Source organism: Allosphingosinicella vermicomposti (genome assembly GCF_003012815.1).
GTDB classification, from domain to species: domain Bacteria; phylum Pseudomonadota; class Alphaproteobacteria; order Sphingomonadales; family Sphingomonadaceae; genus Allosphingosinicella; species Allosphingosinicella vermicomposti.
Genome location: NZ_PXYJ01000002.1, coordinates 521,672 through 533,971, shown reverse-complemented (window position 1 = coordinate 533,971; position 12,300 = coordinate 521,672). Strand labels below are relative to the sequence as shown.

General features: G+C 62.5%; 14 protein-coding genes and 1 tRNA gene. 9 read left to right on the top strand and 6 right to left on the bottom strand.

Annotated features, from left to right (window positions below; genetic code table 11):
* Positions 1–2: 2 nt before the first annotated feature.
* Positions 3–674, bottom strand: a complete 672-nt coding sequence (locus tag C7I56_RS08420; RefSeq protein ID WP_106640119.1) for an RlmE family RNA methyltransferase — start codon at positions 672–674, stop codon at positions 3–5.
* A complete protein-coding gene (locus C7I56_RS08415; protein ID WP_106640118.1) occupies positions 671–1,723 on the bottom strand; it encodes a Ppx/GppA phosphatase family protein in 1,053 nt (350 codons plus the stop codon). Before C7I56_RS08415 ends, C7I56_RS08420 begins: the two co-directional genes overlap by 4 nt.
* Positions 1,724–1,986: 263 nt before the next feature.
* Between C7I56_RS08415 and C7I56_RS08410 the strand changes: the two genes are divergently transcribed.
* Positions 1,987–2,060, top strand: a tRNA-Gln gene (locus C7I56_RS08410).
* Between the two features lie 98 nt (positions 2,061–2,158).
* Positions 2,159–3,811, top strand: a complete 1,653-nt coding sequence (locus tag C7I56_RS08405) for a dipeptidyl-peptidase 3 family protein (protein WP_106640117.1) — start codon at positions 2,159–2,161, stop codon at positions 3,809–3,811.
* Between the two features lie 73 nt (positions 3,812–3,884).
* On the opposite strand, the gene C7I56_RS08400 is transcribed toward C7I56_RS08405, so the two are convergent.
* The gene (locus C7I56_RS08400) at positions 3,885–5,063 is read right to left on the bottom strand and encodes a sensor histidine kinase (protein ID WP_158703058.1); all 1,179 of its coding nucleotides are present in this window, start codon (positions 5,061–5,063) and stop codon (positions 3,885–3,887) included.
* Positions 5,064–5,231: 168 nt separating this feature from the next.
* On the opposite strand from C7I56_RS08400, the gene C7I56_RS08395 reads away from it, so the two are divergent.
* The 4 genes from C7I56_RS08395 to C7I56_RS08380 are packed head-to-tail and all read left to right on the top strand — an operon-like array spanning position 5,232 to position 8,147.
* Complete coding sequence (locus C7I56_RS08395; RefSeq protein WP_425352381.1) at positions 5,232–6,662, top strand: cytochrome ubiquinol oxidase subunit I; 1,431 nt, start codon at positions 5,232–5,234, stop codon at positions 6,660–6,662.
* A complete protein-coding gene (gene cydB / locus C7I56_RS08390) occupies positions 6,662–7,657 on the top strand; it encodes a cytochrome d ubiquinol oxidase subunit II (protein ID WP_106640115.1) in 996 nt (331 codons plus the stop codon). The genes C7I56_RS08395 and cydB overlap by 1 nt, the downstream gene beginning before the upstream one ends.
* Positions 7,657–7,770, top strand: coding sequence for a DUF2474 domain-containing protein (locus C7I56_RS08385; RefSeq protein ID WP_106640114.1), 114 nt, complete (start codon positions 7,657–7,659; stop codon positions 7,768–7,770). The genes cydB and C7I56_RS08385 overlap by 1 nt, the downstream gene beginning before the upstream one ends.
* Positions 7,758–8,147, top strand: a complete 390-nt coding sequence (locus C7I56_RS08380; RefSeq protein ID WP_245409638.1) for a DUF423 domain-containing protein — start codon at positions 7,758–7,760, stop codon at positions 8,145–8,147. Before C7I56_RS08385 ends, C7I56_RS08380 begins: the two co-directional genes overlap by 13 nt.
* A gap of 4 nt (positions 8,148–8,151) precedes the next feature.
* On the opposite strand, the gene C7I56_RS08375 is transcribed toward C7I56_RS08380, so the two are convergent.
* On the bottom strand, positions 8,152–8,883 hold the full coding sequence (locus C7I56_RS08375) for a metallophosphoesterase family protein (protein ID WP_106640113.1): 732 nt from the start codon (positions 8,881–8,883) through the stop codon (positions 8,152–8,154).
* Positions 8,884–8,982: 99 nt separating this feature from the next.
* Here C7I56_RS08375 and C7I56_RS08370 point away from each other — a divergent pair, with 99 nt between their 5' ends.
* The gene (locus C7I56_RS08370; RefSeq protein ID WP_106640112.1) at positions 8,983–9,387 is read left to right on the top strand and encodes a hypothetical protein; all 405 of its coding nucleotides are present in this window, start codon (positions 8,983–8,985) and stop codon (positions 9,385–9,387) included.
* Positions 9,388–9,395: 8 nt separating this feature from the next.
* On the opposite strand, the gene C7I56_RS08365 is transcribed toward C7I56_RS08370, so the two are convergent.
* Positions 9,396–9,689: a plasmid stabilization protein gene (locus tag C7I56_RS08365; protein WP_106640111.1), complete on the bottom strand. Its 294-nt coding sequence runs from the start codon at positions 9,687–9,689 to the stop codon at positions 9,396–9,398.
* Positions 9,690–9,860: 171 nt separating this feature from the next.
* Here C7I56_RS08365 and C7I56_RS08360 point away from each other — a divergent pair, with 171 nt between their 5' ends.
* Positions 9,861–10,733, top strand: a complete 873-nt coding sequence (locus C7I56_RS08360) for a hypothetical protein (protein ID WP_106640110.1) — start codon at positions 9,861–9,863, stop codon at positions 10,731–10,733.
* An 80-nt stretch (positions 10,734–10,813) separates the two neighbouring features.
* A complete protein-coding gene (locus tag C7I56_RS08355; protein WP_106640109.1) occupies positions 10,814–11,509 on the top strand; it encodes an HAD family hydrolase in 696 nt (231 codons plus the stop codon).
* An 81-nt stretch (positions 11,510–11,590) separates the two neighbouring features.
* Here C7I56_RS08355 and C7I56_RS08350 read toward each other — a convergent pair whose 3' ends face one another.
* Positions 11,591–12,283 (bottom strand): hypothetical protein, encoded by a 693-nt coding sequence (locus C7I56_RS08350; RefSeq protein WP_199792364.1) that lies wholly within the window; start codon positions 12,281–12,283, stop codon positions 11,591–11,593.
* Positions 12,284–12,300: the final 17 nt, after the last annotated feature.

The following is a 12,300-nucleotide window of genomic DNA, read 5'->3' as shown; positions in this document are numbered from 1 at the left end:
CGTCAGGGGAGAGGAGCATCTCCCTTGAACCCCTGCGCGATCACATACCATTCGGACGAATCCTTGCGGCTCGCGGGGGGCTTGGCGTGCTTCACTGTCGTGAAGAGCCGCTTCAATTCGGCGACGAGGTTGTTGTCCGCGCCGCCCGCCAACACCTTGGCGACATAAGCGCCGCCTGGGCGGAGCACCTCGCTTGCAAAGTAGAGGCCCGCTTCGACCAATGCCATGGTGCGGAGGTGATCGGTCTGCTGATGTCCCACCGTGTTCGCGGCCATATCGGACAGAACGAGATCGGCCTGACCGCCAAGCGCTTCTTTCAGCAATTCGGCGGCTTCATCGGTCATGAAGTCCATCTGCAGGATGGTGACCCCGTCCAGCGGATCGGTGGGCAGCAGGTCGATACCGACGACCGTGGAACCGGGCACCTTCTGCCGCACCACCTGGCTCCAGCCGCCCGGCGCAATGCCGAGGTCGACGACGCGATTGGCACTTTTCAGCAGGCCGAACCTTTCGTCCAGTTCGAGCAGCTTGTACGCCGCTCGGGAACGATAGCCTTCCGCCTTCGCCTTCTTCACATAAGGGTCGTTCAATTGCCGCTGCAACCAGCGCGTTGAGCTCGTCTTGCGGCCTTTCGCGGTCCTGACGCGCTCTTTAAGGCCCTTGCCCTTTGTCATATCTGATACCCGTCCCGCGCCATCAGTGAGCGCAAAATGCCTTCCCTTATGCCCCGGTCCGCGACGCCGAGCGTCTTGGCGGGCCAGATGTCCAGTATCGCCTCGAGGATCGCGCACCCCGCGACGACGAGATCCGCGCGCTCGCCGCCAATGCAGGGGAGCTGGGAGCGTTCCTCGATCGACATGCGCGAGAGCATCTGGCTGATTTCCCGCATCGAGCCTGACGGCACCATCAGCCCGTCAATCGCCTTGCGGTCGTAACTCGGCAAAGCGAGGTGGACGCTGGCCAGCGTCGTCACCGTGCCGCTCGTTCCCATGAGGCGGATATTCTGCGCGCCCACCGGCAATTGTTCGGCAAAGCGGTGGAAGGCGTGCCGCACCTTCTCGCGCATCCGCACATAAGCGGCGGCGCGTTCGTCCGCATTCTTGAAATCGCGCCCTTCGGATTCGGTGAGGGAAACCACTCCCCAGGGTGCGCTCCACCACATCTTGATGCGCGGCGTGACGCCGTCGGTGTCGATCAGGACGAGTTCGGTCGACCCGCCGCCAATGTCGAAGATGAGGGCAGGACCATCGCCCGGCTCGAGCAGCCGGTGGCAGCCGAGCATGGCGAGCCGCGCTTCCTCTTCAGGCGGGATGATATCGAGCGCGAGGCCGGTTTCGCGGTAGACGCGCTCGATGAATTCGCGGCCATTGGCGGCGCGGCGGCACGCCTCCGTCGCGACCGAGCGGGCGAGCGACACCTTGCGCCGCCGAAGCTTGTCCGCGCAGACGGACAGGGCGGCAAGCGCGCGGTCGATTGCCGCATCGCTGAGCCGACCACTTCCCGCCAAGCCTTCGCCCAGCCGCACGACTCGGGAAAAGGCGTCGATCACGACGAAGCCGTCATGCGCGGGCCGCGCGACCAATAATCTGCAATTGTTGGTGCCAAGATCCAATGCGCCATAGGTGTGGCGCCCCGTCCGCCGCCGTGACGGCGGCACATTCTGGGCCGCATGCGCCGGCTTGGTCCCGGCCTTTCGCGGCACTGCGGCGGCTTGTTGCGCCATGGCCGTACACTCTTATTCTTTTCTATGGGAGCAGCAGGGCGCCGCTCCGGACTTGGCATGAGCTATAGGCATAGGCCGCAAGGAGGGCAAGGTGAGGGCGGTCGTCATTGCGAGTGTAAGCGAAGCAATCCAATGGCGCCGGACTTGGCCGCATGATGGATCGCCGCGACGATATGCTCCTCGCAATGACAATCGGATCAGAACGCGATGCCGCCAAAGAGCCTTGACCCCCGCTTGCCCTCCGCCTATCTCGCCCACCGCACTGCCCGATCGTCTAATGGTAAGACTACGGACTCTGACTCCGTCAATCGAGGTTCGAATCCTCGTCGGGCATCCAGCCTCTTCCCCTGACATCGGAATCACATTCTCCACGCGTTGAGCGATTTGCATTCCCTTGCGTTGCGGCTAAGCCAATGCCTTCGACAGGAGAATGTTATGCGTCCCTTCATCCTTGCAGCCCTTCTCGCCACCTCCGCCTGCACCACCGGCACCACGCAGGGGCCGACCGCTGCCTCGCAGGCTGGCGGCTATGATCTTGCCGAGGCGCGGGCGAAGATCGCGCGGATCGAGATGCGGCCGGATACGAGTTTTCTGAATGCCGAAGAGAAGCAGGTGGTGAACCTGCTCATCGAAGCCGCCGAGCTCATGAACCCGATCTACCTGCGTCAGGTGAGCGTCGACAATCCGCGCATCCGGGCAGATATCGCCGCGACGAACCAGCCGGCGCTGCTCGACATGTTCGATCTCCATTTCGGCCCGTGGGACAGCCTTGAGGAAAATCACGCTTTCTACGGCACACAGGAAGCGCCGGTAGGCGGCTTCTATCCAGCCGATCTCACCAAGGAAGCCTTCGAGGCTTATCTTACGGCTAACCCGTCCGAACGCGACGCGCTGACCAGCCCCTATACGGTGGTGAAGCGGCAGGGGGACAAGCTCGTCGCCGTGCCCTATGCGCAGGAATATAAGGAATGGCTGGAACCAGCCGCAAAGCTACTGGAAAAGGCTGCGGCGATCACCTCCAATGCCAGCCTCAAGAAATTCCTGACGCTCCGCGCCCAGGCCTTCCGCACTGACGATTATTATGAGTCGGAACTCGCCTGGATGGACGTTACCGGCACGCCGATCGAGGCGGTGATCGGGCCGTATGAAGTGTACACCGACGGCCTTTACGGCACGAAGACGGCCTTCGAAGCTTTCATCACCGTTCAGAACCCGGAAGAGAGCGCCGCGCTCGCCAAGTATAAGAATTACCTCCGCGACATGGAGGCGAACCTGCCGGTCGCGGAAAAGTACAAGAATTTCCAGCGCGGCTTTGCAAGCCCGATCCTGGTCGCCGAGCAGGTTCATGGCGGCGGCGACAATGTGCCGGGCGTCCAGACCGTCGCCTTCAACCTGCCCAATGACGAGCGCGTGCGCGAAGCGAAGGGCGCGAAGAAGGTGATCCTGGAAAATGTGCTGGGCGCCAAATATGAGCGGATCCTCTCGCCCATGGCGCCGCTCGTTCTGCACGCCGATCAGGCCCCGCTCGTCACTAAGAAATATATGATCAACGAAACGCTCTTCCACGAGCTTTCGCACAGCCTTGGGCCGGGCACTATCAAAGTCAACGGCCGCCAGACGACGGTGAATGCGGAGCTGAAGGACGTCTATTCCGCCAGCGAGGAGTGCAAGGCGGACGTGATGGGCGTCTGGAATATCCTCTACATGATGCAGCGCGGCGAACTGCCGGTTGCGGAGAAGGAGCAGGCGCTCGCCACCTATTTCGCGGGCATTTTCCGCGCCGTCCGCTTCGGCATCGACGAAGCGCATGGACGGGGCGCCGCGGTTCAGTACAGCTATTTGCAGGAAAAGGGCGCCTTCACCTGGGATATGTCGGCCAAGCGTTACCGGATCGATTATCCCAAGATGGAAGCGGGCATTCGCGATCTCACCGCCGATCTCGTGCGGCTCCAGGGCGACGGTGATTATGCGGGCATGAAGGCCTTCTTCGATCGCTATGCAAAGCTCGACGGCAATGCGCGCGGGGTGCTGGCAACGGCCGGAAATATCCCGGTCGACATCCAGCCTATCTATCCCTCGCGGATCTAACCCTCACCGCCATTGCGGGCGAAGCGGAGCAATCCAGCGGCACTGACCTTGTCAGGAGCTGGATTGCTCCGCGTCAATCCATAGGTCGGTCGGCCTCGTCCCACCGGGGCGGAAGGCGCAGGGTGGCCGTAAAGCGCCCATCGGCCTCTTCGGTGCGAAATGACGCATGATCGCCGAACAGGACGGCGAGACGGCGCCGGATATTGGCAAGGCCCACTCCGGCACTGTGGCTGCTTCCGATAACGGTGGTCGATACGGGCAGGTCGTTCGCCACGGTGATGATGAGCGCGCCATTATCCAGACGGGCATCGATCGTGACGGCGATCGGACGGGTCGATCGCGCCACACCATGTTTCACGGCATTTTCAACGAGCGGCTGGACTAGCAAACCTGGGACGAGAGCCGATCCGGCCTCGTCCGTGCAGGTAAGCGCGATGTTGAGGCGTTCGCCAAAGCGCACCCGCTCCACTTCCAGATACTCTTGAGTCAGCGAAAGCTCGTCTTCCAGCGGGATCAGTTCATTCGCATCGAGGCTGATCGATCCGCGCAGGAATGCGCAAAGCCGCTGCGTCATTTCCTCCGCATCGTAATTGCGGTTGGTGATGATGAGCGACGAAATGGAATTGAGCGCGTTGAACAGGAAATGCGGATTGAGCTGATAGCGAAGCGCCGCCAGCTGCGCCTCTTGCGCCATCGCATTGGCTTCGGACACGCGAAGTTCCTGCGTCACCCAGGCCCGGCGGCCGTAGCTGACGTGGAAGAGCATCATGTTTACGCCGAAGACCAGGGTGTAATTGAGGGTCGATGAATAAGCGCGGCGGAAATCGTCGGGCAGGGTGGACCATGTTTGTGTGACATGATCCGCAATCCAAGCCTGAAACAGCAGGTCGCAAAGCGTATTCATTCCCGCAGCGGCAAGCACGGTCAGCGTGCGCACGAGGAGTTGAACCGGCCCGGACCACGCGATCGATTTCTTGAACGGCACAAACATCAGCAAGCCCAATGACATCGACATCAGGATCGTCGAGCTGTCGAGCATGACATTCGTCCAGCCATTTTGCGCGTGACGCTGGCTGATGACAGGCAGGAAGATGAGGAGGACGAACAGCCAAAGGGCAATGGTCATCTGAATTGCCGACGTCCATGGCGCATGTCGCGAGGACGGCGGCATGAACACGGCCAGTCGTTTTTTCAGCGAAGCGGCGTGGCCGCGCGCGGTAGCGGGCGCGATTTGCCCTGTCATCATGTTCATCCCCAACCCCCGGCGCCAAAGGCCATGAGATGAAGGCATTTGTCAACGCACGACCTGATTTGACTATGGTCAAAGCGGATCGTTTTTAGTGGGTGCATGAAGCTCCCTGAACCGCTAAAGGGCGCCCAACCGCTTAGCGTTCCCGTATCAAATAAGGGGGTGACTGCCGTGGACGATACCGCACTTCTTCTCGCGCGGATTCAATTCGCCTTCACGGTCAGTTTCCATTTCATTTTTCCTGCCTTTTCCATCGGCCTTGCGAGCTATCTTGCCGTCCTTGAAGGCCTGTGGCTGAAGACCGGCCAGGACAAATATCTCAACCTCTTCAAATATTGGCTGAAGATCTTCGCCATCGCCTTTGCGATGGGCGTCGTGTCCGGCATCGTCATGTCCTATCAATTCGGCACCAATTGGTCGGTTTTTTCCGACAAGGCGGGGCCGGTGATCGGGCCGTTAATGGCCTATGAAGTGCTGACCGCTTTCTTCCTGGAGGCCGGATTTCTCGGCGTGATGCTGTTCGGCATGAACCGGGTAGGGAAGGGGCTGCACTTCACCGCGACGCTGATGGTCGCACTTGGCACCTTCATCTCGGCTTTCTGGATCTTGAGCGTCAACAGCTGGATGCAGACCCCCGTCGGCTGGGCGATGAACGATGTCGGCCAGTTCGTGCCCGCGGCGGGATGGTGGGATATCGTCTTCAACCCCTCCTTCCCCTATCGCCTCGTCCACACGGTGATCGCCGCCTATCTCACCACCGCACTCGTCGTCGGCGGGGTAGGGGCCTGGCACCTGCTTAAAGGGCACAAGACGGACGAGACGAAGACGATGTTCTCCATGGCGATGTGGATGGCCGCGCTCGTTGCCCCGGTGCAGATCTTCGTCGGCGACCTCCACGGCCTCAACACGCTGGAGCATCAGCCCGTCAAGGTGATGGCGATGGAGGGCCATTATCAAAGCCATCCCGATGGCGCGCCGCTCATCCTGTTCGGACTGCCGGACGATGAGGCCGAGACTGTCCGCGCGGCGATTGAAATCCCGAAACTGTCCTCGCTCATCTTGAAGCATGATTTGAACGCGCCGCTGGCCGGTCTCGACACGGTCGCGAAGCAAGATCGCCCGCCCGTGCCGGTCGTCTTCTGGTCGTTCCGCATCATGGTCGGCCTCGGCTTCCTGATGCTCGCGCTCGGTCTGTTCAGCCTCGTGGCGCGCGCCGCGAAGAGGCTTCACGATTGGCGGCCCCTCCACCGTTTCGCCTTGCTGATGGGGCCATCGGGCTTCGTCGCGGTGATTGCGGGCTGGGTAACGACGGAGGTCGGACGCCAGCCCTGGGTCATCTACAATCTCCTCCGCACCAAGGATGCGGTGGCGCCGATTGACGCGCCTGCGGTGGCAACTTCGCTAGCCGCATTCGTCATCGTCTACTTCGCCGTGTTCGGCATCGGCACGCTCTACATTCTGAAACTCATGGGCCACGCGCCGCATCCGGGCGAAACGCCGCCCGCTTCCGCGCCGATCCGCACGGCGGGCATCACGCCATCGCCCGCCATGGAAAAAAACGGTGCCGATCCCCGGCCTGACACTAGCGAGGAGGCGAAGTGATGGATTTGACCGTCATCTGGGCGTTCGTGATCGCCGTCGCCGTCGCCATGTATGTGCTGATGGACGGGTTCGATCTCGGCATCGGCATCCTGTTCCCCGGCTTCAAGGTCGGCAAGGAACGCGATCAGGCGATGAACGCCATTGCGCCTGTCTGGGACGGGAATGAGACCTGGCTGGTGCTGGGTGGCGGCGGCCTGCTCGCGGCCTTCCCGCTCGCTTATGCCATCGTTCTCCCGGCTCTTTACGCGCCGCTCATCGCCATGTTGCTCGGCCTTATCTTCCGGGGTGTCGCCTTCGAATTCCGCTGGCGCGATCCCAATCACCGGCGAGCGTGGGACGGGGCCTTCTGCATCGGCTCCCTCGTCGCAACCTTCGCGCAGGGGATCACGCTCGGCGCGCTGCTTCAGGGGATCACGGTGGAAGGCCGCGCTTATGCGGGCGGCTGGTGGGAATGGCTGTCCGGTTTCAGCCTTTTGACCGGCGCCGCGCTCGTCATTGGCTATGCCCTGCTCGGATCGACCTGGCTTATCTGGAAGACGGAAGGGGAGCTGCAGGCCGATGCCCGCCGCTACGCCCGCATTTGTTATCCGGGGCTGTTGTTGGCTTTCGGCGCGGTGAGCCTCGCCACGCCCTTTCTGGAGGGGCAATATTATCAGCGCTGGTTCGAATATCCGGGCCTTCTCGTCACCATTCCGATGCCACTCATCGTGCTCGTCGCGGCGCTGTTTGGCTGGCGCAGCCTGTCTGGCGCGAAGGATCAAATGCCTTTCGTCTGGACGCTGGCGCTTTTCCTCCTCGCGATGATCGGCCTCGGCATCTCGATCTGGCCGGACGTCATTCCGGGCCGCGTCACCATCTGGGAAGCCGCCGCGCCCGAAAAGAGCCAGCTCTTCATGCTTGTCGGCGCCGCCGTGCTCGTCCCCGTCATCCTCATCTACACCGCCTGGTCCTATTGGGTGTTCCGGGGGAAGGTGGGCGAGGAAGGCTATCATTGATGCCCGCGCCCGGCTCCCTCCCAAAGCGCCTCGCTTGGTTCGTCGGGCTTTGGCTGGCCGGTGTCGCGGTGGTCGGGAGCGTTGCCTATCTCATCCGCTGGTGGCTGCTTTGAGCGGGGAAGGGGGGCGCCTACGGCGCCCTGCATTGATCGCCGGAGCGCTGCTTGCTGCGACGGGCGTCATGCTCGGCGCCTTTGCAGCGCACGGCCTGAAGGACGCACTGGCACCCGTCGCTCTCGGCTGGTGGCAGACGGCGGTGCAATATCAGATGTGGCATGCCGTCGGCCTCATTGCCCTCTCCACGCTGCCTGGCCGCCTTGGTCTTCCGGCGGTGCTGATCGCGGCAGGCACGATCGTCTTTTCGGGCAGCCTCTACATCATGGCGCTGACCGGCCTGCGCTGGCTTGGCGCCGTAACCCCATTGGGTGGCCTACTGATGATCGCGGGCTGGCTGCTGCTGGCGCTGCGGTCCTGGCGCGCAGGAACCTGACGACTTAATCCAGTACCCGCACAATCACCTGCAAGGCCCCCTCCGCGACATGAAGTTCGTTGAAGGACGGGCGGCTGCCGCGCACCCGTTCCGACAAGGTGCCCGCCCCGATCATCCGGATGGCCCGGCCCGCCATGTCGTGCGTGATGTCGAAGGGATCGTGGACATGGCCGGTCAGCACCGCGTCCGCGCCCGCCTCCGCCAGCGCCTTGAGCGCCGACAAGCCACGCCGCGTCTTGGCCCGCCCTTCAACGCCGGTCTTGTCGATCAGCGGGTGGTGGGCGGCGACCAGCTTCACATGACCAGCCGTGCTCCCGCTCGCCATTTCCACCGCGCGCCGCAGGCTTTTCTCGTTCACGACGCCCCATGACCAATTGTGCCGCAGCTGCGCCCGCGCCGTCGTGCGCAACGGGATGACGGTGACGCCATCCAAATCGATCGGCCTCTCGATCATCTTCTGCACCCGCCCGAAGCGGCGATAGGGCCGGAACATGCGCTCGAACGGATTGAAATAGGGAAGGTCGTGATTGCCCGGCTCCACCGTGACGGGCACCGGCAGCGCCTCCAGCCAGCGCGCCGCCGCTTCGAATTCCGCCGATCGCGCCCGCATGGTGAGGTCGCCGGTGCAGATCACCGCGTCCGGCCGCTCCGCCTCGACAAGGCCCGCAAACCAGTCGAGCGCATCCTGATCGGCGCGGCCGAAATGAAGGTCGGAAACATGGAAAAGTCGGGTCATGGGAGCGCAACGACCCGGAGGCCGATTTGGTTCGCCCGTCAGCCCCGGTTCAGCTTCCAGCGCGCATCCTCACCGCTTCCGAAAGGAAGGGAGATTGCCATGCTCAGCAAGATGAAATCGGCTCTGGCCGCGACCGCGCTTATCGGCCTTGCCGTCAGCGCCCATGCCGCTCCACGCCTTTCGCCGGATCAGCGCCTTGCCAAGGCGGTCGAGGGCCGCGTCGCCGGGGAACCGGTTTCGTGCATCGATCATAGCCGCATCCGGTCGAGCCGGATTATCGACGGCACCGCGATCGTCTATCAGATCGGCAATACCATGTACGTCAACCGCCCGGTCGGAGCCGAAGCGCTGGACGATTGGGACGTGCTCGTCACCCGACTCCACGGATCGAAATTGTGCGACCGCGATATCGTCCGGCTCGTCGATCCCAACTCGCGCATGCTTTCGGGCGCCGTGTCCCTCGGCGAATTCGTGCCGTACAAGAAGGTAAAGAAAACCGGCTGAGCGCCCCGCTAAGACGCCTTCCTCCGCCGCGTTTCCCAACCCTTCTTCGCCGCAGCCGAACGATCGGCGTGGGTGCGGCTGGACTGGCTCTTCCGCCCGCCCTTGCGGGATGAAGCATGGCTTTCGGCCTTGCCCCGGCCCGAACCCGATTTCTTGCCGCCGCCGCTTTCCTTGTTCACCGTCGCCCATGCGCACCGCTCGGCCTCCTTCTCGGGAACGCCGCGATCTTCATAGCCTTCCTCGATATGCTCGGCCTTGCGTTTCTGCTTGTCGGTATAGCTGCTCTTGTCGCCTCGGGGCATCGCCTCTCTCCTTCGGGATCGAAAACGCGCCTGCCAGACTGTTGTGCCGATCCCGCCCCGCAATCTTCGGTTTAGTCGAGCAAATGCAGGATATTGTCGCATCGGACACGGCAAGCGTCATTTCCCTCTCTAGAGCGACACTCAAAGTCTCAACTTTGGGGAACGGCCATCATGTCTCTTCGTAAAACGCTCGCCCTTGCGGCTGCTCTCATTCTGACGGTGCCCGCCGCCGCGGTCGCGCAGGATTTCACGAAATCCGGCATCTTCGAAAACGGCAAGTCCTTCCCTTATCATTACCTCGTCAAATTCTGGCGCAACAACCCACCGGGAACCACCAAGGGGAAGACCGATGACGAGAGAGCGCCCGGCCTTATCACCAGGAAGCCGGTGCTGAACGTCCACAATAGCGCCGTGCCGAAGGCCGAAATCGCCCTGATCGAACGCAAGCTCAACATCATCAACGACGCGCTTTATGCCTTGCCGCCGCTGCGGGACATCAAGGGATCGAGCCTTTCGTCCACCATCAACATCACCAAAGATGGCTCCGGTCGCCCCTATGCCACCTTGCTGATCGGCGCAGCGCCGCTGGTGCTTTCCAGTCCGGCCACAACCCAGACGAATGGCCGCTATTTTACGAAGAGCAACGACGTCACGTTCCTGACCATCACGTTCAATGGTGAGCTCAGGCGGCTCAAGAGCGACGAAGTTGAGCTGATGGGCACCTACAACAATGTTCAGGTTCAAAAGAAGGGCCGGAACTATGACGGTTTCCTCGTCAATTCCACCCGGCCGGTGACGGTGACGAACAGTGAAACCTATGATGACGATACCTACACGTCGCTGGTAAAAAATCCCGATTTCTTCGATCGGGCCGCGCGTCCGTCCCAATTGCAGCTCCTGACCATGGAGGTTGGCGCTACTAAACTCGCTGCCGGTCATGAAAAAGGAACCGCCGATGAGACACTCGGCGCGTCGCGCCTGCTCGCCGCGCTCTACATGGCGGACTGGAAGGCGATCATGGCGCAGGTCGCCGCGGTCAAGTAAGCCTGTGCAGGGAGCGGGCACGTCGTCCGCTCCCGCCTCGAGTGATGGATCACGGCGCGCGCCTTTGCTAACGGACGGCCATGCCGATTGAACTTATCTGCCTCGATGCCGACGACACGCTCTGGCACAATATGCGCTTCTTCGATGCCACGCAGCAGGCGCTGGTCGACATGCTCCGTCCCTTTGCCGAGGCGAATGTCGCGCAGGAAGCGCTGGAGGCCTGCGAGATTCGTAACCTCAAGCTCTACGGCTACGGCGCCAAGTCCTTCACACTCTCGATGATTGAAACCGCGCTGGAGCTGGGCGGTGACGACGTTTCCGCGCGCGTCATCGCGGACATTCTCGCCGCGGGGCGTGAACTTCTCGCCCATCCCGTCGAACTATTCGACGGGATCGAGGATACCCTGGACGCGCTCGCCGACCGCGGCCGCCTCATCCTCGTCACCAAGGGCGATCTCTTCCACCAGGAAGCCAAACTCGCCGCCTCCGGCCTTGGCGACCGCTTCTCGGGCATCGAGATCGTCAGCGACAAGAAGCGCGAAACCTTCGAAACCCTCTTCGCCCGCTACGGCGTCGTCCCCGACCGCGCGATCATGGCCGGAGATTCCATGCGCTCCGACATCCTCCCCGCGCTGGACGCAGGCGCCTGGGCCGCCTTCATTCCGCAGGAATTGGCGTGGAGCCATGAGCAAGCGACCGCGCCATCCGATCATGCGCGTTTCCGCCAGCTTACTCAGCTTGCCGACCTACCGGCCTGGATCGACGCGATCGGTTAGACCGCCGCGTCGGCGGCGGCACCCGATCCGGGTTTCATTGGAAGGCGGGGCCGGGCGAACGCTCGCTCCGGCCCCATCCGATTATCGAACGGCGCGGGAAGACACGATGCGGTTGGCGCTATCCGTGACCACTTCCAGAATCTGCCCCGTGCTGCTTCGCACCTGCCGGACCGTCTGGCCGGTTGCGTTGACGGTGCGCGAAAGTTCGGTGAGGCTCGCCTTGGCGAGGTCCAGAACTTGGCCGTTCTGGAGCAGGTTACCGGCAACGCCCCCGACCGTATTCACCGCATTGTTCGCAACGCCGCCGACGACCGGCAGGGCGTTGTTCGCGACGCCGCCCACGGTGTCGACCGTATTGTCCACGGTCGAAAGCAGCTGAGTGATGATCTGCGGATTGTTGTCCAGCGTCTGGAGCGTGCGCTCCAGGATCGCGCGTACATTGTCGAGGCGGACGACCAACGTCGCTTGCGCCTTCACGCCCTTCAGCTGGATCTTCACGTTATCGATATTGACGTCCGCGCCCGCCGTCAGCTTCAGAAGGTTCGCCAGACGCGCATCAAGCGAGATATGCGCCTCCAGATTATCGACCTCCACCGTCAGTTCGTCGACCGACAGATTGGGAACGTCGAGCAGCACGTCCGGCTGTTCGCCGCCCGACGTCGCTTGGATCGCCAGCTGGGACGGCTGAGGCGCGCTCTTGCGGCTCTGGGCCATGGCGGGCGAGGTGAAAGCCACACTGGCAGCGGCCATCGCCGCAATCGCAACATAACGCATACTCTTCTCCCTGTTAT